The organism is Baekduia sp. (genome assembly GCF_035996765.1).
Taxonomy (GTDB): Bacteria; Actinomycetota; Thermoleophilia; order Solirubrobacterales; family Solirubrobacteraceae; genus Baekduia.
The window spans coordinates 47,197-66,229 of record NZ_DASYJG010000075.1 but is presented as its reverse complement, the minus strand read 5'-3'; the positions used below and the strand labels follow the sequence as shown (position 1 = coordinate 66,229).

Genomic DNA, 19,033 nt, shown 5'->3' with positions numbered 1-19,033 from the left:
GTAGGGCACGAGGGTCAGATGGATGAACATGCACGAGCCGCGGCCGGCGTCGACGGGGAACTGGCGAATCGCCTCGAGGAACGGCAGCGACTCGATGTCGCCCACCGTGCCGCCGATCTCGGTGATCACGACGTCCACGTCTGAGGACTCGGCCATCAGCCGGATGCGCTGCTTGATCTCGTCGGTGATGTGCGGGACGACCTGGACGGTGCCGCCGAGGTAGTCGCCGCGACGCTCGCGCCGGATGACCGAGTTGTAGATGCCGCCGGCGGTGACGTTGGACGCGCGGCTGGCGTTGGAGTCCGTGTAGCGCTCGTAGTGGCCCAGGTCGAGGTCGGTCTCCGCGCCGTCCTCGGTGACGAAGACCTCACCGTGCTGGTAGGGCGACATCGTGCCGGGGTCGACGTTGATGTACGGATCGAACTTCTGGATGCCGACCGTGAAGCCCTTGGAGACCAGCAGGCGCCCGATCGAGGCGGCCGCAATGCCCTTTCCGAGGGACGAGACCACGCCACCTGTCACGAAGATGTAGCGGGTCTTTCGGTGGGCGTCAGGCACAGGCGCTCGTCTCTGGAGTTCGAAGGTGGGGCACGATCCAGGAACCGAGGGTAGCCGGAAACCCGGACGGCGTAATGTGGAGAGCCCGACCCGAGACTGACGAGCATGGACAAGATCGCAAAGACCGAGGATCAGTGGCGCGAGGAGCTCGCGCCCGACCAGTACGCGGTGCTGCGTCAGCAGGCCACCGAGCCCCCGTTCACCGGCCGCTACGTCGACACCAAGGAGCCTGGCGTCTACCGCTGCGCCGGCTGCCAGGCCGAGCTCTTTCGCTCCGATGACAAGTTCGACTCCGGCTCCGGCTGGCCGTCGTTCACCGACGCGGCCGTCGCCGACGTCGTCGAGCTCCGCACCGACACCTCCCATGGGATGGTCCGCACCGAGGCCGTGTGCGCCAAGTGCGGCGGCCACCTGGGGCACGTCTTCGACGACGGGCCGCGAGACAAGGGCGGGATGCGGTACTGCATCAACTCGTGTGCGCTGACGCTGGAGAGCGGCGAGACGTCGGCGTAGGTCGGGCGGGCGCCGCTCTTCGCGGCGCCCGTGTGGCGCAACCGCGTCACGCGGCCTTCCGCAACTCCTTCGCATGCCGCCGTGCCGCCACATCGTCGGCCGGCGCACCGAGCATGCGGACGAGCTCGCCGACGACCTGCTTCTCGGCGAGCTCGGTAACGGTGGTGATCGCCGGCTCGCGGCCGACGTCCTTGGCGATTGAGAAGTGGCGGGCTGCGAGCGAGGCGACCTGGGGCAGGTGGGTGATGCAGACGACCTGACGGCCGGAGGCCAGGGAGCGCAACTGCTCGCCGACGGCACGGGCGGTGTGGCCGCCGATGCCGGCGTCGACCTCGTCGAAGACCAGGACCGCGCCACCACCGTCGTTCGCGGCGCCCATCAGCGCCAACATGACGCGCGACAACTCGCCGCCGGACGCGGTCTCGCGCAAGGGCGCCGGCGGCACGCCCGGGTTCGGCGCGATGAGGAACTCGACGGCGTCGGCGCCCGTCGCGCCCGCCTCGCGCTCCTCGAGCGCGATCTCGAAGGTCGCCGCCTCCATCGCCAGCTCCGCCAGCCGACCGCGGACGTCGACGGCCAGCGTCTTGGCCGCCTTGGCGCGCGCCTTGCGCAGCTCCAGCGCCAGCGCGCTGCGCGCCGCGCGCGCCTCGGTCAGCGCGGCCTGCGCCTCCTCCAACGCCACCTCGGCGTGATCCAACTCGGCAACGCGAGCGCGACACTCGTCGGCGTGCGCGAGCACCGAGGCGATCGTGCCGCCGTGCTTGCGCTTCAGACGATCCCAGACCGCGAGGCGCTCCTCTACGACATCCAGACCACCGTCCTCGGCGTCGAGCCCCTCGCCGTACACGCGCAGATCGGCCGCCAGGTCGTCGGCCTCAATTGCCAGCGCGCGCCAGCGCTCTCCCAACGCGTCCAGCGCCGGGTCCACCCCATCGACGCCGTCCAGCAGCGCACCAGCCGACGACAACACCCCCGCCACGCCGCCCTCGTCGGCCACGACCGCCTCCGCCGCCGCCAGCGCCGCACCGCGCAGCGCCTCCACATGACGCAGCCGGTCGCGGCGGCCGACCAGCTCGGCCTCTTCCGGCTCCGACGCCTCGGCCGCCTCGATCTCTGCCAGCTCGAACTGCAGCAGGTCCAGCTCCCGGTCGCGCGCGCCCGCACGCTCACGCAATTCCTCCAACGACCCCTCCAACGACCGAACCCGGGCGTGCAACGTCGCGTAACGCTCCCGCCGCCCCGCCTGCGCCGGACCACACGCCGCGTCCAACAGCTCAAGCTGCGACGAGGCCAGCGTCAGCTTGCGGTGCTCGTGCTGGCCGTAGAACGCGATCAACCCCTCGGCCGCCTCGCGCAGATCCGCCACCGACGCCGACCGTCTGTTCAGGTACGCCCGCGTGCGCCCCTCAGACGACACCCGCCGCGCGAGCACCAGCTCTTCCGCGTCCGGCGCCACGCGATCCCCGAGCAGCGCGCGCAGCCCAGAAGGCAAGTCGAAGACCCCCTCGACATACGCCTCCGCCGCGCCCGGACGCACGATCCCCGACCGCGCACGACCGCCGAGCAGCAGGTCCAGCGCGTGGGCCAGCACGGTCTTGCCCGCGCCCGTCTCACCCGTCAGCACGTTCAAGCCGGGCGCGAGCCGCAACTCGGCCCGCTCGATCAGCAGGAGGTTCTCGACACGCAGCTCATGGAGCACGCCGCAAGGTCTAACATCCCAATCGGACGAACACGCGTTCGCATGCGATCCTGCAACACCGCCGCCGCAGAACCGCGACGAATCGCGCGCCCTACGACGCCAAGCGCCCGAACCGCTCCCGCACGCGCAGGTAGAACGACGATCCCGGCAACTGCGCCAGATCCGCGGCCTCGCGGACGAACCGCGACGCCAGCGCCTCCCCCGGCGACAGCTCCCCCGCGGGCCGGCCGTCGATCGACACGTCGACCGGCTCCAGCGATCGGTTGTGGACCTCCAGCACGTCGGTCGGCGACACCACCAGCGCCCGTGCCGTCAACGAGTGCGGCGCGATGAACGACACCACGTAGCCCTCCACGCCCCACGCCAGGACGGGCCCTCCGTTGGCCAGGTTGTAGCCCGTCGAGCCCGCCGGCGTCGAGATCACCAGACCGTCGCAGCGGACCTTGCCGACCTCTTGGCCGTCGACCACGTACGCCAGCGTCGCCACGCGCTCGCCGAGCTTGCGATGGAAGGAGACGTCGTTGATCGCCGCCTGCTCGCCGCCGGGCGTCTCCAGCGCCAGCGCGGGCAGCGTCATCACGTCGAACTCGCCGCGGAAGGCCTTCGCGAAGCCTTCCCCGACCTCGTCGGGGTCGATCGTCGCCAGGAAGCCGACCTCGCCGAAGTTCACGGCGAAAACCGGGACGCTCGTGCCGGCATAGCGGCGCAACGCGCGCAAGATCGTGCCATCGCCCCCGAGCACCACGCAGAGGTCGACATCATCACTCAACGGCGCATCCAGCTCGAGCGCCTCCGCGGCCACCAGACCATGCTTGCCGACCTCTTCACGATCAAAGCGCAGGACGAAGCCCGCGGCGATCGCCGCTTGGCGCAGCGAGTCCAGCGCCGCCGCGGTCTGTCCCGGGCGACCGTGGGTCATCACGGTCGCGGTCTTCGTCGGGTTCACGAGGCCTCCACCGCCTCGACGGCCGTCGCAGCCGCGACGATCCCTTCGTCGTCCAACGCGCCCGCGCGCCCCGGCTCGGCCAGCCAAACGAAGGACTCCAGGTTGCCCTTGGGCCCCGGCAGCCCTGATGAGGCGAAGCCGAGGACGGAGGCGGCCGCGGCGTCGCGAGCTGAGCGGGCCACGGAGATCAGCGCATCCCGGCGGTCGCCCGCCTCGCGGACCACGCCCCCGCTGCCGATCTTGTCCCGCCCCACCTCGAACTGCGGCTTGATCATGGCCAACGCGTCGAACCCTTCAGAAGCGGTGCAGGCCAGCACCGCCGGCAGCACCTTGGTCAAGGAGATGAACGACACGTCGGCGACCACGAGGTCGGGCCGATAGGGCAACTGCTCAACCGTCATACGGCGCGCGTTGGCGCGCTCGATCACCGTCACGCGCTCGTCGGTGCGCAGCGACCAGTGGAGCTCGCCGTAGGCGACGTCATAGGCGACGACGTGCGCCGCGCCCTCCTGCAACAGGAAGTCGGTGAAGCCGCCGGTCGAGGCCCCGACGTCGACGGCGTGACGCCCATCGACCGAGATGCCGAGCTCCGCCACCGCGTTGGCCAGTTTCAGCCCCCCGCGGGAGACGAACCGCGGTCGCTCGTCGACCGCGACCACGACGTCCTCGGGCACAAGCTGCCCGGGCTTGGCCGCGCGGTCGCCGCCCGTGCCCAGCCGGACCTCGCCCGCCATGACGGACGCGGCCGCACGCGAGCGCGAGTCAAACAGGCCGCGCTGATGCAGCAGGGTGTCCAACCGGACCTTGACCACGACGCCGACACCGTACCGTCGCCGGCCACAAACGCCTGCACTCAGGCGCTCAACACCCCACTGTGTCCGTGATCACAGTGTGCGAGCCCGACACGCGACATAGTGATTGCAGAGCGAACGAGACGGCCAGCGGGAACCGGCCGGCAACACCAAGACTTCCCTCATCGCTCGCCGGCCCCGGCCGGTCCCACATACGACACATAGCAGTATCTCTCCTCCCCGAAACGGCCTGCCTCTCCCGGCGGGCCGTTTCATTTAAGCGGTCTGTCGCGGACGCTCTGCCGATTCTGGCGCGCTGCGCTCCAGAACCCGCGTGCAGCGGCCGACCACTAAAGGCGATGGCCGAGCACCTCGCCCTGGCGGCCACTGCGCCCCCCGCATCGCAGACGCCCTCGGAGATCGAGGTCCTCTTCGCGCGCCAGCCGATCCTGGACGCCGACAGCCGCCTGGCCGGCTACGAGCTGCTCTACCGCGGCGAGACCGGCGCTGAGAGCCCGCATGCCGCCACGTCGCGTGTCGCCGCCAGCGCCCTCAGCGATCTCGGCCTGCGCCAGGCCACCGGCGGCGCGCCCGCGTTCCTCAACGTCACCACCGAGTTCCTGCTCGCGATGGACCCGCTGCCGTTCGGCCCCGAGGGCGTCGTCTTGGAGATCGCGGCCGACCGCGTCCCCGACCAGCCGCTGATCGAACGTCTCGGCCGCCTGCGCCAGCACGGCTACATGCTCGCGCTGGATGGCTATGCCGGGCAGCCCGCCGCCGAGGCGCTGCTGGACTTCGCGACGCTCGCCAAGGTCGACGCGCGCTCCATCGGCCCGTCGGAGCTCGTCGCGCTGGTCGCCAAGCTCCGCGGTCGCGGCCTGCGCCCCGTGGCCAACGGCGTCGACACGCACAACGATCACGACCACTGCGCCGACGCCGGCTTCGAGCTCTTCCAGGGCGACTTCGTCTGCCGCCCGCGCGAGATCGTCGGCCACAACGTCCCGACGGCGTCGATCGGCGCGCTGCGCCTGGCCGCCGGCATCTCGGCCGCCGACACCAACATCGACGAGCTCGAGAAGGCCATCTCGCTCGATCCCGGCCTCAGCCTGCGGCTGCTCCGCTTCGTCAACAGCGCCGCGTTCTCGCTGCGCCACCAAATCAAGTCCGTCCGCCAGGCCATCGTGCTGCTCGGCCCGCGCACCGTCCGCCAGTGGGCGATGCTCCTGCTGCTGTCAGGCATCGACGAGCAGCGCGGCCCGCTGCTGATCACCGCCCTGTCGCGCGGGCGCACCTGCGAGGCCATCGCCCGCCGCCTCGGCGCCGACGACCTCGACGCCTACTTCTTCACCGGCATGCTGTCGGTCGTCGACGCGCTCCTGGACCAGCCGATGGAAGAGGCGATCCGCGGCCTGCCACTCTCCGAGGACGTCGTCGCCGCGCTGATCGACCGGGCGGGTGGCAAAGGCCGCACGCTGACGATGGCCGAGGCCTGCGAGCGGGGCGCGTGGGACGACGCCGCACTGCCGAGCCTCGACGCCGGGGCGCTCGCCGTGCTCCACGTCGAGGCGCTGGCCTGGGCCGACGGCACCGCGGCGGGCCTGACGTAACACGCTTGGCACACCGCCGGGTACGTTGACGTGGCTATTCCCGGTCGATGTGCCGGGCCGTTGCGTTCAGGCCCGCTCGCGCGCGCCCGCAGCCAACCACACCAACAACTCGCGCGCGGCGTCGACCACGCCGCCCCAGCGGGCGAAGCCATGGACCATGTCCTCGAAGATGCAGGACTCGACGGGCATGCCGGCGTCCTTCAACACCCGCACCAGCGCGAGCCCGTCGTCGCGCAGCGGGTCCTGACCGGCGACCGCGACCCAGGCCGGCGGCAGGCCGTCCCAGTCGGTGGCGCTTAGCGGCGTGGCATCCGGATGCGCGGGGTCGGCGCCGTCGAGGTAGAAGCCCCAGCAGCGCTCCATGTCGGCGCGCGTGAGCATCGGGCCGTCGGCGAACAGCTTGTAGGACTCGCTCGCCATCGACGGATCCAGTGCCGGGTAGGCCAACAACAACGCGCGCAGCGCCGGCAGGCCATCGCCGCGCGCGTGGCGCGCCGCCACGACCGCCAGCTGCCCACCCGCGCTGTCGCCGCCGAGCACGACCCGCGCCGGATCGATCGCCAGCTGCTCGGCGCCCACCGCCGACCGCGCCCATCCCACGACCGCGTCGGCGTCCTCGACCTGCACCGGCCAGTGGTGCTCGGGCGCCAGCCGGTACTCCACCAACAACACCTTCAGCCCCGACGCGTTGGCCAGCGTCCGCGCCACGCGGTCGAACGTCGGGATGTCGCCGACGTACCAGCCGCCACCGTGCAACCACACCAACAACCCATCGGTCTCGGGGAAGTGCTGCGGCGCGTACAGCCGCGCCGGCAGCCGCGCCTCCCCGCTGGGCACGACCAGGTCGACCGCCGAGGCGACCGGCTCGGCCGCGCCGCCTAAGCGCAAGGTCGCATCGAGGTAGGCCGCCCGCTCGGCAGCCAGATCCGCCGGCGCCGGCTCGCCCTCGGCCGCCATCGCCTCCATCAGCGCCCGGACCTGCGGGTGGACGGCGGAGAGCCCGTCGTCCCGGTCCGCAGCCAATACGGGCTAGGCCTCCGAGAGCACTTCGCCGCGCCCCGCAAACAGCGCGGCCTCCACGCGGCGGGCGATGTCGCGGCCGGTGAAGCCGACCTCGGCATGCAGCAGCGCGGGCTTGCCGTGCGTGACGTAGCGGTCGGGCAGGCCGACGCGCAGGATCCGCGGGACTGCCACGCCGGCGTCGTTCAATGCCTCCCAGACCGCAGAGCCAAAGCCCCCGGCCAGCACGCCCTCTTCGACGGTGACCAGCAGCTCATGCTCAGTCGCCAGCGTCGTCATCAGCTCGAGATCCAGTGGCTTGGCAAAGCGCGCATCGCAGACCGTGACCTCCAGCCCACCCTCGGCGAGCAGATCCGCGGCCTCCAGTGCCTTGCCGACGCCGCTGCCGTAGCCGACCAGCGCGACTCGCGTCCCCTCACGCAGGACCTCACCGCGACCGACCGGGATCGCCCGCACGTCACCCACCGATGGCAGCGCTACCCCCACACCCTCGCCGCGCGGGTAGCGCAGGCCGAACGGCCCACCCTGCGTCAGCGCGGTGCGCAGCAAGTGCTTCAACTGCGCCTCATCGCGCGGCGCGGCCAGCGTGATGTTCGGCAAACACCGCAGGTAGGCGATGTCGAAGACGCCGTGGTGCGTCGGGCCGTCGTCGCCGACCAGACCGGCGCGGTCCATCGCAAAGGTGACGTCGAGCTCCTGAAGGCAGACGTCGTGGACGATCTGGTCGAACGCGCGCTGCAGGAACGTCGAGTAGATCGCGCAGACCGGCTTGGCGCCCTCCAGCGCCAGGCCCGCGGCGAAGAGCACCGCCTGCTGCTCGGCGATGCCGACGTCGAAGTAGTGCTCGGGCTCGGCCTTCTGCAGGATGTTGAGGCCGGTGCCGGAGTTCATCGCGGCCGTGATCCCGACGACACGACGGTCGCGGCGCACCTCGTCGACGAGCGCGTCGCCGAAGACCTGCGTGTACTGCGGCGGAGCGGCCGCCGCCGCGGCGACCTTCTCGGGAGTCGGCTTGGCGACCACCGTCGGCGCGCGGTTGGTGATGGACTTCGGCTTGGCGGCATGCCACTTCTCCATGCCCTCTAATCCACCATCCTCAGCGGGAGTGAAGCCCTTGCCCTTGACCGTCGCGGTGTGCACGACGACCGGGCGGCCGGCCTCCAGCGCGGCGCGCAGCGCCAGCCGCAGCGCGCGCACGTCGTGACCGTCGATGACGCCCATGTAGGCCCAGTCGAGCTCTTCCCAGAAGAGGCCGGGCGCCCAGAACGACTTGATCGACTCCTTGAGCTGCGGGCCGAGGCGGTCGAACGCCGCGCCGATGCCGCCGGGCAGCGTCGTCAGCTTCTCCTCGACGCCCTCGCGCGCGTGCCAGAGCTTGGGGTTCAACCGCACGCGGTTGAAGTAGCGCGAGAGCGCGCCGACGTTCGGCGCGATCGACATCCCGTTGTCGTTGAGCACGACCACGATCGGCGTGCCCAGCCCGCCGGCCTGGTGAATCGCCTCGAACGCCACGCCCCCGGTCATCGCACCGTCGCCGATCACCGCGACCACACGACCCGCGTCGGTGTCGCCCGCGAGCCTCATGCCCTCCTTGATCCCGACGGCGTAGCCGATCGAGGTCGAGGCGTGACCCGCGCCCATGATGTCGTGCTCGGACTCACCGATCGAGCAGAACGGCGCGAGACCCTCGTACTGGCGGATCGTCGACAGCTCGTCGCGACGACCGGTCAGGATCTTGTGCGGGTAGGCCTGGTGGCCGACGTCCCAGAGGATCTTGTCCTTGGGCGAGTCCAGCAGCGAGTGCAGCGCGACCGTCACCTCGCACATCCCGAGGTTGGCGCCGAAGTGGCCGCCGATCTCGCCGACCGTGTCGATGATGTGCTCCCGGACCTCCTGGGCGACCTGCTGCAACTCCTCCTCCGACAGACCATGGAGGTCCTGCGGGCGGTCGATGCGATCCAGGAGGCGGTCAGGTGGGGTCAGGGTCATGAAGTCCGGGTGAAGATGAAGTCGGTGATCTGCTCGAGCTCAGCGGCGCCCTGCGGAGCGCAACCCGAAAGAGTAGCCCTGGCGGTGGCATGGCACTGTGACGCGAGCTTCCTGGCGCCCTCCAACCCGAACTCGGTGACGTAGGTGCGCTTGCCGTGGCGCTGGTCGCTGCCCTGTGGCTTGCCCAATCCTTCGTCAGTACCCGTCACGTCCAGGATGTCATCGACGATCTGAAACAGGACGCCGAGCTCCCCGGCGAAACGGCGCCAGCCCATCGTCGTGTCGGCGTCTTCCGGCGCGCCCGCGAGCAGCAGCACGCAGATGACCGCCGCGCCGATCAGCCGGCCGGTCTTGAGCTCGTGCAGGCGCTGCAGATCGGCCGGTGTCTCGCTCACGCCCGCGACATCGAGGTACTGGCCGCCGACCATGCCGTCGACGCCGGTGGCCGCCGCCAGCTCGCGCGCAGCGGCTAGGACACGGTCCGCCTCTCCCGGCTGGGCGGTGAGCAGGTGACGGAACGCCTCGGCGTAGAGCGCGTCTCCCGCCAGGATCGCGACGTCCTCGCCGAACTTGACGTGGCAGGTCGGCCGGCCGCGGCGCAGCGCGTCGTCGTCCATCGCCGGGAGGTCGTCGTGGATGAGCGAGTAGGTGTGGATGAGCTCCAGCGCCGCCGCCAGCGGCAGGACCGCGGAAGCGTCGAGGCCCACGGCGTCGGCGGTCGCCAGCGCGAGCACGGGCCGGATCCGCTTGCCGCCGGCGAGCAGGCTGTAGCGCATCGCCTCCTCGAGGCCGTCGGTCCGCGGTGCGCGGCTGGGAAAGCGCAGCGCGTCCAGATAGACATCGACCTGCGCGCGGAGGTGGTCGGGATAGACCACGGTGGCGGCACTCACGATCAGAGCAGGTGGTCCTGGCCAGGATGTGGCTCGGCCGCGGCGGCGCGCGAGAGACGGTCGAGCTCGGCGGAGGCCTGCGACGCCAGCGACGCAGCGTCTTCGACCAGCGTGGCGGCCGCGTCCGGGGAGACGTCGCCCGAGCGCAGTTGCTCGGCGGTGCGCTCCAGGCGGATGACCAGCGCGTCGAGCTGGGATGCGGCGTCGTCGGTGGTGCTCACGCCGCCATTGTGCCGCAGCGGCCGGGTGGGAGGCTCGCTCAGCCGGCGTCGACAGCGGGCTTTGCGGCCGCGCGCTGCTCGCGCAGCGCCGCAGCGAGGATGCCGTTGACGAAGCCGGGCGCGTCGGCGCCACAGAACTCCTTGGCAATCTCGACGGCCTCGTCGATCGCACCCTCGGCCGGAATCGGGGTGTCTCCCGGCACGGCGTCGGGATGGATCATCTCCAGCAGCGCGATCCGCATGATCGCCTTCTCCAGCGGGGCGATGCGATCGATCGTCCAGCCCTTGGCGTGGCGCTCTATCACCCCGTCGAGGTCGGCGGCGTAGTCGGAGGAGGCGTAGGCCAGCGCGCGCGTGAACTCCGAGGCGTCACGCTCGAAGAGGTCGTCGAGCTCACGGCTGGTGACGTCGTGTTGGTAGAGGGCGAACGCGGCGGCGCGGCGCTGGTCGGTGCGGCGGGACATGCGGGCCTGTCGCGCTAGACGCGCGACATGTACTCCCCGGTCTCGGTCTGGATCTTCACGCGGTCGCCGATGTTGACGAACAGCGGCACCTGGATGGTCGCACCGGTCTCGACCGTCGCCGGCTTGTTGCCGCCGCCGGACGCCGTGTCGCCACGCAGGCCCGGCTCGGTCTCGGTGACCTCGAGCTCGACCGAGGACGGCAGCTGGATCGAGGACGGCTGGCCGTCCATGAAGACCACGTCGACCTCATCGGACGGCTTGGTCCAGCGCAGCGTGTCGGCCAGCGCGCCCGCGGGCACCGCCATCTGCTCGTAGGACTCGGTGTCCATGAAGTGGGCATCGGCCTCGTCGGAGTACAGGTACTGCATCTTGCGCGCCTCGGTCCGCACCGCTCGGAACTTCTCGCCGGCGCGGAAGGTCTTGTCGATCACGTTGCCATCGGTCGTCCGCCGCAGCTTGGTCCGTACGAACGCCGGCCCCTTGCCGGGCTTGACGTGCTGGAACTCGACGACCTTGAAGATCGTGCCGTCGACCTCGATGTGGTTGCCGTTTTTCAGTTGGTTCGTGGAGATCAAGTTCATGGCCTTGCTTGCGGGCGGGACAGAGCGCAGGCGAGCGACCGGCGCGACATCGAATGGTAGGCGGCTCGGACGATCGGCCGCGGCCCCCATGCTCCTAACGCGTTCGCGTATGGTCGCTCACCATGGACCGTCCGACCTTCCCGCTGATCGTCCACGACGACGAGCGCACGATCTTGCGCACCGCGCTGAAGACGTTTCGTGACGATCTCGGCCACGAGGAGCATCGCGTCTCGGCCGTGGTCGACGAGCTGGTCGCCCGCGTCCCCGAGGTCGAGTCGACGCCGCTGCGCCTCGACGCCGCCGATATGAAGGTCACCTGGAGTGCGTTGCACGCCCTGCTCAACGGCACGAGCCACGGCCAAGAGGAGGCGCGCACCCATATCCGCGCCCTCCTGGACCGCATGCCCGGCGAGCACGACGTCCGCGCGATCGACCTCGACACCGAGCTGGCCCGCCGCACCTGACGTCCGCCGCGCGGCGCGTCACCATGTCGGGGTGAGCAAGAAGGACACGAGCGCCGCGCCGCGCATCGCCGAGCTGGCCGCCAAGGTCAAAGAGCTCAACGACGCCTATTACGGCACCGGCGACACGCCGATCCCGGATGCCGACTACGACGCGCTCAAGGACGAGCTCGCCGCGCTGATCGCCGAGCACCCGGAGCTCGAGCCCGCCGACAGCCCGCTGGGCAAGGTCAACGCGCCCGAGCACCTCACCGGGCCGACGATCCGCCACGCGCGGCCGATGCTCTCGCTGGCCAAGGCCAGCACCGAGGAGGCGATTCGGACCTTCTGCTCGCGCTTCGAGGGCCAGCCGTTCCGGGTTTCGGAGAAGCTCGACGGCCTGTCGCTCTCCATCGTCTACGAGGACGGCAAGCTCGACTACGTCGCCACGCGCGGGACCGGGACCGTCGGAGAGCTGGTGACCGACAAGGCGCGCTGGGTGATCCCCGCGCTGCCGAAGAAGATCCGCTTCAAGGGGCGGGTCGAGGTGCGCGGCGAGGCGCTGATGCCGCGCTCCACCTGGCAGGCCTACAACGACACCCATCCCGACAAGCCGCTGACCAACCCGCGCAACGGCGCGGCCGGCACGCTGATGCAGAAGGACCCCGAGGCGGCAGCCGCCGCGGGGCGCCTGCTGCGCTTCTTCGCCTTCGGCGCCGAGCGCGGCGCTGGCGATGAACTCGACCCCGAAGCCCTCGGCATCGAGTTGGCGCACCAGACGATCTGCGATGACGCCGACGCGGTCATCGCTGCCATCCACGCGATCGGCGAGCGCCGCGACAAGCTCGACTATGACATCGACGGTGCCGTGATCCGCCTGCACGAGCCGGCCGCCTTCGAGGCCGCGGGCTTCAACAGCGCCGAGCCGCGCGGCGCGATCGCCTTCAAGTACCCGCCCGAGGAGAAGCTGACCAAGCTGCTGGACGTGGCCTGGCAGGTCGGCAAGGTCGGCCGGATCGCCCCGCGGGCGAAGGTCAAGCCCGTCTTCGTCGGCGGTGTGACCGTCGAGAACATCACCTTGCACAACCCGCGCCTGATCCGGGAGCGCGACCTGCGCATCGGCGACACGATCGCCGTCGTGCGCCGCGGCGACGTCATCCCGTTTGCCGGCCGCTCGATCCCCGAGGATCGCGACGGCAGCGAGCAGGTCATCGAACCGCCGACCCACTGCCCGTCCTGCAACACCGAGCTGGAGGTCCGCGGCACCGGCGAGGAGCGCTGGTGCCCCAACCTGCAGTGCCCGGCGCAGATCACGCGCCGCCTGATGCACTGGGCGTCGCGCCCCGCGGCCGACATGGAGGGCGTCGGCGACATCTGGATCGAGAAGCTCGCCGAGGAGGGCGTGCTCAAGACCCGCAGCGACTTCTACACCTTGACCGCCGAGCAGTTGATGACCTACGAGCGCATGGGCGAGGTCTCGGCCAAGAACATGGTGGACTCGATCGAGCGCTCCAAGGGCTTGGGCCTGCGGCGAGCGCTGTTTGGCTTTGCGATCCCCATGGCTTCTGACGGGACGGCCAAGCGCTTCTGCCTGGCGGGCTACGAAAGCATCGAGGCGGTCGCCGACGCGACCGTCGAGGACCTCGTCGCGATCCGCGACATCGGCGAGAAGGTCGCCGAGAGCGTCGTCGCGTTCTTCGACCGCCCCGAGGTGCTCGAGGAAATTACGGCGTTGCGCGCCCACGGCGTCGACCTCGACGTCCATGACGAGGACCGCCCCGTCGACGTCGCCGCGGCGGCCGACTCGCCGCTCAAGGGCAAGTCGGTGGTGATCACCGGCGCCTTCACCGACCCGCGCTCGGGGGCGAAGGTCAGCCGCCCGGACGTCACGCGCCTGGTCGAGCAGGCCGCCGCCACGACCGCCTCGTCGGTCTCCGGCGAGACCGATTACCTACTGGCCGGCGCCAACACCGGCGCCGCGAAGACCGCGAAGGCCGTCAAGCTCGGCGTGACGGTCGTCGAGCAGGACGAGCTGTGGCGCTGGCTGGCCAAGGCCGGCGTGGCCCAGTAGGCAACGCTCGTCGTCTAGTAACGCCCTGCACCTCATAGAACGTCGAGCGTTTGTGCTGGCGTCCTAGGCTCGCACCGACGAGGCGTACAACTTGCGCTCGTAGTCGGCGAGCATGCGCGTGGCCGAGAAGGACGGTGCGAGGGACTTGAGAGACGCACGCATGCGGCGCACCCAGGCGCCGTCGCCAGCGTAGAACTCGGGGACGATCTCGTCCTCCAGCAACCGGTACAACATGGCTGCGTCGCGGGCATCCTGGGCCTGGTGGTCGGCGTCGACTTCCCCGGGCAGCGCCCAGCCGTTGGTGCCGTCATAGGCCTCGGCCCACCAGCCGTCCAGCACCGACAGCTGCAGACCGCCGTTGAGCACCGACTTCATGCCGCTGGTCCCGGATGCCTCCAGCGGCGGCCGCGGCAGGTTGGCCCAGACGTCGCACCCGCCGACCAGCTTCGCGGCGCTGGCGAGGTCGTAGTCGGCCAGGAAGACGACGCGGCTCTGCGTGCCCTCCGCCCCGCGCAAATGCATCAGCTGCTGGATGAGCTGCTTGCCCGGCTCGTCCTTGGGATGGGCCTTGCCGGCGATGATCAGCTGCACCGGCCGGTCGCCGCGCAGCAGGTCCAGCGCGCGCAGGGCGTCATGGACCATCAGCCCCAAACGCTTGTACGTGGCGACGCGGCGGGCGAAGCCGATCGTCAGCACGTCGGGGTCGAACGCCGCCTCGCCGGCCTCGACGAACGAGCGCTCCTCCCCGCGCCCGAGGCGGTCGCGCGGGATCCGCTCGCGGACGAGGTCCACGAGCGCGGCGCGCTGCTCACGGCGCGCGGCGAGCAGCGCCTCGTCGGAGATCGCATCCACGCCTGCCCACGTCTGCGGGTCGGCGGCCCGCGTGATCCAGCCCGCGCTGAGATGCTGGTCGAGCAGCGCGCGCATCGGGCGCCCGAGCCAGGTCGGGACGTGCACGCCGTTGGTCACGTGCGTGATCGGCACGTCGTGAAGCGGCCGGTCGGGCCACAGCTCCTGCCACATCTCGCGCGCGACCTCGCCGTGACGACGGCTGACGGCGTTGGTCGCCCGGGCGGTCCGGATCGCCAGCTGCGTGATGCCGAACGGCTCGTGCTCATCGTCGGGATGGGTGCGGCCGAGCGCGAGGACGGCATCCTCGTCGAGCCCGCGGGTCGCGATCAGCGGCTCCAGCAGCGCGCCGACCTCGGAGCTCGGGTAGGCGTCGTTGCCTGCGGGCACCGGCGTATGCGTGGTGAAGACCGTGTGCGCGCGGCTGTGCTCGACGAGCTCCTCGAGCGTCGCACCCGGCTCCTCGAGCGCGCCGAACGCGGCGTGGCCTTCGTTGAGGTGGATCACCTCCGGCGTGATGCGCAGCGCGGCGAGCGCGCGACGACCACCGATGCCGAGCAAGGCATATTGATTGAGTCGCACCTCCGGCGAGCCGACGTAGAGCTGCGAGGTCGTCCAGCGGGCGAAGGCCGAGTTCTCGGGGCGCTCGGCGTCAAGCAGCAGCAGCGGGACGCGGCCGACGTCGACGCGCCAGATCTGCGCGACGATCTCCTCGTCGTGGGTCGGGACGGAGACCGTGACGGGCTCGCCGTCCTCCCCGCGGATGAGGGCCGCAGGCAGCCGCTCGGCGTCGGTGTCGAGCCAGTACTCGCGCTGCCAGCCCGAGAGGTCGATCCGCTGGCGGAAGTAGCCCTGGCGATACAGAAGGCCGATGGCGACGAACGGCAGCGCGCGGTCCGACGCCTCCTTGACGAGGTCACCGGCGAGCGCGCCGAGGCCGCCGGAGTAGACCGGCAGCGACGCGTGGATCGCGTACTCCGCGCAGAAGTAGGCGACGGGGCCGTCGTCTCGCGACGGCGGCGCAGCGCGGTGCTCGGCCAGCCGGCGATCCAGCGCAGCGGCGCGCTCCAGCAGCGCGCCGTCGGCGGCGGCCGCCTCCAGCCGCTGCGTCGCGGCCTCCTGCAGCAGCCGCACGGGGTTCGCGCCGCACGCGATCCAGCGGTCGGGATCGATCGCGGCGAAGACGTCGGGGCCATCGGGATCCCACGACCAGGCGTAGTCGTAGGCGACGCGCGCGAGCACCTCCAGCTCGGCGGGCAGGCGCGCCGCCAGCCCGGCGATCGCGCGCTCGATGTCGCGGCGTCCTGCGTCGATCATGGCCTGCCCTCTACCCCTTGGCGGCGGGAACACACGTGGCGAAGCCTAAGAGCTGTCCCAGCTCGGATCCGGCCGGCGCAGCCATGCGCGGACCTCGGCAGCGAGCACGACGGGCTCGCCGGTGGAGGTGAAGCCCATGACCGGCAGCTCCTCGCGGGCGATGGCCTGGGCCAGCCAGGACTCCTCGACGTCGAGCCACGCGGCGACGTCGCAGGGGCGCAAGAGCGCGTCGTCGGGCGGGCCGTCGGACATCTGCATCTGGAGGTTACGGAGGGCGACGGCCCTCGTCGCCGGAGAACCGGCAGGATGCGGAGCGGATGGCCGCCGCTCGCAACCTCGTCAACCTGAAGTCCGTCGACAAGGGCTACGGCAGCCGCTCGGTGCTGCGCAACGTCACGCTCGGCGTCAGCGCCGGGGACCGGATCGGCGTCGTCGGGCGCAACGGGGACGGCAAGTCGACGCTGCTGGCGCTGATCTCCGGCGCCGAGGAGCCCGATGGCGGAACGGTCGTGCGCTCGGGCGATGTCGAGCTCGGCATCCTCGGCCAAGGGGACGAGCTCGACGAGGCCCAGACGATCCGCTCCGAGCTGGTCGGCGGGCGCGCGGACCATGAGTGGGCGGCCGACGCACGCTTTCGCTCGGTCCTCGACGGGCTGCTCGGCGGCGTCGACATCACGCGCTTCCCGCAGGGCCTCGACACGGTGATCGCCCCGCTGAGCGGCGGCGAGCGGCGGCGGATCGCGCTGGCCAAGACGCTGCTCGACAACCCCGAGCTGCTGCTGCTCGACGAGCCGACCAACCATCTTGATGTGGAAGGCGTCGACTGGCTGGCGCAGCATCTTGCGGCACGGCGCGGGACGCTGCTCGTCGTCACGCACGACCGCTGGTTCCTGGACGCCGTGTGCACCGCGACGTGGGAGGTCAGCGACGGCACCGTGCACCAGTACGAGGGCGGCTACGCGGCCTACGTGCTGGCGCGCGCCGAACGCGACCGGCAGGCCGCGTCGCGGGAAGACCGCCGCCAGCAGCTCATGCGCAAGGAGCTGGCGTGGCTGCGGCGCGGGCCGCCGGCGCGGACGTCGAAGCCGAAGTTCCGGATCGAGGCGGCCAACGCGCTGATCGCCGACGAGCCCGCAGCCCGGGACACCGCCGAGCTGCTGCGCTTCGCCGGGCGGCGGCTGGGCGACAAGGTGCTCGACGCCGAGGACATCATGTTGGCCTACGGCGACCGGCCGATCCTGCAACACGTGACCTGGCGGTTGGGCCCCGGCGACCGCGTCGCGCTCGTGGGGGTCAATGGGTCGGGCAAGACCTCGTTGATGAACATCCTGGACGGCACGCTCGCGCCGACCGGCGGGAGCGTCGACCGCGGTCAGACGGTGCGCGTCGCCCACCTCTCACAGGACACGGCCGAGATCCCCGGTCACCTCCGCGTCCTGGAGTCGCTGGAGCAGGTGCGCGGCCGCGCGACGCTGGCCGACGGCCAGGAGATCACTGCGGCGCTGCTGGTCGACCGCTTCGGCTTCCGCGGCGACCGCGCCCGCACGTTGGTGAAGGACTTGAGCGGTGGCGAGCGCCGGCGGCTGCAGTTGATGCGGTTGTTGATGGACGAGCCCAACGTCTTGTTGTTGGACGAGCCGACCAACGACCTGGACATCGACACGCTCACCGCGCTGGAGGATCTGCTCGACGGCTGGCCGGGGACGCTGGTGGTCGTCAGCCACGATCGCTACTTCGTCGAGCGCGTCTGCGACAACGTGTACGCCTTGATGGGCGACGGGGCGATCCGGCATCTGCCGGGCGGGATCGACCAGTACCTGGAGCTGCGCCACGCGGCCGAGGCGGCTGAGAGCGTCGCGGCCTCCCCCGCGCCCGCTGCCGCGCCGCGCCCCTCCGGCGCCGCGGTCCGAGCGGCGCGCAAGGAGGCCTCACGCCTGGAACGGGCATTGGAGAAGTCGACGGCCCGTGAGGCCGAACTGCATGACGCGATGGCCACCGCCGCGACCGACCACGCGCGGCTGCGCGAGCTCGACGCCGAGCTGCGCGCGCTGCTGACCGAACGCGAGGCGCTGGAGGTCGCGTGGATGGAGGCGTCGGAGGCGGCGGAGGGCTGAGCGCGGCGATCTGGGCGGGCGCACTCAGCGCCCGAGCGTCCGCTCCAGCTCGTGCGCCGCGTGCGGCAGCGGGCCGAGCAGGCCGCGCGTCTCAGAGATCCCGGCGCGCACGGCGGCGTCGCCGATCTCGACCGGCAGCATCGAGTCCTGGAGCTCGCCGAGCTCCGCGTCGGCGCGCTGGATCGCTTCGACCGCGTGGTCGATGTGGCCACGGGCGCCGGACGCGTGGCCCGCGGAGCCGACCGCGAACGAGCGCGGCGGAAAGCCCATCCGCTCGGCGAACTCCGCGTACGTGCGCTTCGCACGGCCCGACGCGGCCTGTGCCGGACGGAACAGCAGCTCTTCGAGGCGGTCGGCGGTCAGGTCGTCGAGCAACTCGTAGGCCTCACCGAGCATCGCGATCGCCATGCCGATCGCCTCGGTCGCGCTGCCCAGCTCGTCCAGCAGCTGCTGCCGGCCCTCCGCGTTGGTGTACGCCATTGGGCGGGAGCCTACGCGGTAGCGTGCCGGGCATGGCCAAGCGCTCCGGCTCCGGCGACATGGTGTGGTCGAGCTCCGACGGCGACCTGCGGCGGGCGCGGGATCCGAAGACGGTGACACGGAAGACCGAGGGCCCCGTCAAGGTGCGCCGTGAGACCGCCGGGCGCAAGGGCAAGACCGTCACCACCGTCTTCAACCTCCCGCTCAACGATGTCGAGATCCGCGAGCTCGCCGGCAAGCTCAAGAAGCGCTGCGGCGTCGGCGGATCCGCGAAGGACGGCATCATCGAGATTCAGGGCGACCACCGCGACACAGTCCTCGACGTGCTCCGCGCCGAGGGCCTGACCGCCGTCCTCGCCGGCGGCTGAGCCAAGCCGGCAGAGGCCGCCTCACCCGCCCAGCAATCACTCCTCCGGACTAGGCTGACAAGCCGCATTGGCAGGTCGGGGAGCGCGCGCCGCGGCGCCGGCGGCTACCGTCCCC

The 19,033-nt window shown here is 71.2% G+C and carries 19 protein-coding genes; 6 read left to right on the top strand and 13 right to left on the bottom strand.

Annotated features, from left to right (window positions below; genetic code table 11):
• Positions 1-558 (bottom strand): CTP synthase (locus VGO10_RS16900; protein WP_327470490.1); only part of this gene is annotated, 558 nt, incomplete at its 3' end.
• Between the two features lie 105 nt (positions 559-663).
• Between VGO10_RS16900 and msrB the strand changes: the two genes are divergently transcribed.
• Positions 664-1,071, top strand: coding sequence for a peptide-methionine (R)-S-oxide reductase MsrB (msrB, locus tag VGO10_RS16895; RefSeq protein WP_327470487.1), 408 nt, complete (start codon positions 664-666; stop codon positions 1,069-1,071).
• A 46-nt stretch (positions 1,072-1,117) separates the two neighbouring features.
• Here msrB and recN read toward each other — a convergent pair whose 3' ends face one another.
• The 3 genes from recN to VGO10_RS16880 all read right to left on the bottom strand — a co-directional run bounded on the left by recN (position 1,118) and on the right by VGO10_RS16880 (position 4,528).
• Positions 1,118-2,770: a DNA repair protein RecN gene (gene recN / locus VGO10_RS16890; RefSeq protein ID WP_327470485.1), complete on the bottom strand. Its 1,653-nt coding sequence runs from the start codon at positions 2,768-2,770 to the stop codon at positions 1,118-1,120.
• Between the two features lie 91 nt (positions 2,771-2,861).
• Entirely contained in the window at positions 2,862-3,716 is an 855-nt protein-coding gene (locus VGO10_RS16885; RefSeq protein ID WP_327470483.1) for an NAD(+)/NADH kinase, read from the bottom strand.
• Complete coding sequence (locus VGO10_RS16880; RefSeq protein WP_327470481.1) at positions 3,713-4,528, bottom strand: TlyA family RNA methyltransferase; 816 nt, start codon at positions 4,526-4,528, stop codon at positions 3,713-3,715. Before VGO10_RS16880 ends, VGO10_RS16885 begins: the two co-directional genes overlap by 4 nt.
• Positions 4,529-4,866: 338 nt before the next feature.
• Between VGO10_RS16880 and VGO10_RS16875 the strand changes: the two genes are divergently transcribed.
• Complete coding sequence (locus VGO10_RS16875; RefSeq protein ID WP_327470479.1) at positions 4,867-6,114, top strand: EAL and HDOD domain-containing protein; 1,248 nt, start codon at positions 4,867-4,869, stop codon at positions 6,112-6,114.
• A gap of 66 nt (positions 6,115-6,180) precedes the next feature.
• On the opposite strand, the gene VGO10_RS16870 is transcribed toward VGO10_RS16875, so the two are convergent.
• From VGO10_RS16870 to efp, 6 genes are read right to left on the bottom strand one after another with little or no spacing between them, the layout of a single operon-like run.
• A complete protein-coding gene (locus VGO10_RS16870; RefSeq protein ID WP_327470477.1) occupies positions 6,181-7,137 on the bottom strand; it encodes an alpha/beta hydrolase in 957 nt (318 codons plus the stop codon).
• A gap of 6 nt (positions 7,138-7,143) precedes the next feature.
• Positions 7,144-9,123 (bottom strand): 1-deoxy-D-xylulose-5-phosphate synthase, encoded by a 1,980-nt coding sequence (dxs, locus tag VGO10_RS16865; RefSeq protein ID WP_327470474.1) that lies wholly within the window; start codon positions 9,121-9,123, stop codon positions 7,144-7,146.
• Positions 9,120-10,013 (bottom strand): farnesyl diphosphate synthase, encoded by an 894-nt coding sequence (locus VGO10_RS16860; RefSeq protein WP_327470472.1) that lies wholly within the window; start codon positions 10,011-10,013, stop codon positions 9,120-9,122. Before VGO10_RS16860 ends, dxs begins: the two co-directional genes overlap by 4 nt.
• 2 nt (positions 10,014-10,015) lie before the next feature.
• On the bottom strand, positions 10,016-10,234 hold the full coding sequence (locus VGO10_RS16855; protein WP_327470470.1) for a hypothetical protein: 219 nt from the start codon (positions 10,232-10,234) through the stop codon (positions 10,016-10,018).
• 38 nt (positions 10,235-10,272) lie between these two features.
• Positions 10,273-10,698 carry a transcription antitermination protein NusB gene (locus VGO10_RS16850; protein WP_327470468.1) on the bottom strand — a complete coding sequence of 142 codons (426 nt, stop codon included), beginning with the start codon at positions 10,696-10,698 and terminating at the stop codon, positions 10,273-10,275.
• 14 nt (positions 10,699-10,712) lie between these two features.
• Positions 10,713-11,273 carry an elongation factor P gene (gene efp, locus VGO10_RS16845; protein WP_349258957.1) on the bottom strand — a complete coding sequence of 187 codons (561 nt, stop codon included), beginning with the start codon at positions 11,271-11,273 and terminating at the stop codon, positions 10,713-10,715.
• Between the two features lie 128 nt (positions 11,274-11,401).
• Here efp and VGO10_RS16840 point away from each other — a divergent pair, with 128 nt between their 5' ends.
• Together VGO10_RS16840 and ligA are read left to right on the top strand one after the other, a co-directional pair.
• The gene (locus tag VGO10_RS16840) at positions 11,402-11,743 is read left to right on the top strand and encodes a hypothetical protein (protein WP_327470464.1); all 342 of its coding nucleotides are present in this window, start codon (positions 11,402-11,404) and stop codon (positions 11,741-11,743) included.
• A 31-nt stretch (positions 11,744-11,774) separates the two neighbouring features.
• On the top strand, positions 11,775-13,790 hold the full coding sequence (ligA, locus tag VGO10_RS16835) for an NAD-dependent DNA ligase LigA (protein ID WP_327470461.1): 2,016 nt from the start codon (positions 11,775-11,777) through the stop codon (positions 13,788-13,790).
• Positions 13,791-13,853: 63 nt separating this feature from the next.
• Here ligA and glgP read toward each other — a convergent pair whose 3' ends face one another.
• Positions 13,854-15,956, bottom strand: coding sequence for an alpha-glucan family phosphorylase (gene glgP / locus VGO10_RS16830; RefSeq protein ID WP_327470459.1), 2,103 nt, complete (start codon positions 15,954-15,956; stop codon positions 13,854-13,856).
• Between the two features lie 45 nt (positions 15,957-16,001).
• A complete protein-coding gene (locus VGO10_RS16825; RefSeq protein ID WP_327470457.1) occupies positions 16,002-16,208 on the bottom strand; it encodes a hypothetical protein in 207 nt (68 codons plus the stop codon).
• A gap of 65 nt (positions 16,209-16,273) precedes the next feature.
• Between VGO10_RS16825 and VGO10_RS16820 the strand changes: the two genes are divergently transcribed.
• The gene (locus VGO10_RS16820) at positions 16,274-18,070 is read left to right on the top strand and encodes an ABC-F family ATP-binding cassette domain-containing protein (RefSeq protein WP_327470455.1); all 1,797 of its coding nucleotides are present in this window, start codon (positions 16,274-16,276) and stop codon (positions 18,068-18,070) included.
• Between the two features lie 24 nt (positions 18,071-18,094).
• On the opposite strand, the gene VGO10_RS16815 is transcribed toward VGO10_RS16820, so the two are convergent.
• A complete protein-coding gene (locus tag VGO10_RS16815; RefSeq protein WP_327470454.1) occupies positions 18,095-18,550 on the bottom strand; it encodes a hypothetical protein in 456 nt (151 codons plus the stop codon).
• 32 nt (positions 18,551-18,582) lie between these two features.
• Here VGO10_RS16815 and VGO10_RS16810 point away from each other — a divergent pair, with 32 nt between their 5' ends.
• The gene (locus VGO10_RS16810; protein ID WP_327470452.1) at positions 18,583-18,918 is read left to right on the top strand and encodes a stress response translation initiation inhibitor YciH; all 336 of its coding nucleotides are present in this window, start codon (positions 18,583-18,585) and stop codon (positions 18,916-18,918) included.
• The last annotated feature ends 115 nt before the right edge of the window (positions 18,919-19,033 follow it).

Coding starts and splice junctions, on each gene's coding strand:
- msrB (WP_327470487.1), top strand. CDS start 664: ATGGACAAGATCGCAAAGACCGAGGATCAGTGGCGCGAGGAGCTCGCG.
- VGO10_RS16875 (WP_327470479.1), top strand. CDS start 4,867: ATGGCCGAGCACCTCGCCCTGGCGGCCACTGCGCCCCCCGCATCGCAG.
- dxs (WP_327470474.1), bottom strand. CDS start 9,123: ATGACCCTGACCCCACCTGACCGCCTCCTGGATCGCATCGACCGCCCG.
- VGO10_RS16850 (WP_327470468.1), bottom strand. CDS start 10,698: ATGTCCCGCCGCACCGACCAGCGCCGCGCCGCCGCGTTCGCCCTCTAC.
- VGO10_RS16840 (WP_327470464.1), top strand. CDS start 11,402: ATGGACCGTCCGACCTTCCCGCTGATCGTCCACGACGACGAGCGCACG.
- glgP (WP_327470459.1), bottom strand. CDS start 15,956: ATGATCGACGCAGGACGCCGCGACATCGAGCGCGCGATCGCCGGGCTG.
- VGO10_RS16825 (WP_327470457.1), bottom strand. CDS start 16,208: ATGTCCGACGGCCCGCCCGACGACGCGCTCTTGCGCCCCTGCGACGTC.
- VGO10_RS16820 (WP_327470455.1), top strand. CDS start 16,274: ATGGCCGCCGCTCGCAACCTCGTCAACCTGAAGTCCGTCGACAAGGGC.
- VGO10_RS16815 (WP_327470454.1), bottom strand. CDS start 18,550: ATGGCGTACACCAACGCGGAGGGCCGGCAGCAGCTGCTGGACGAGCTG.
- VGO10_RS16810 (WP_327470452.1), top strand. CDS start 18,583: ATGGCCAAGCGCTCCGGCTCCGGCGACATGGTGTGGTCGAGCTCCGAC.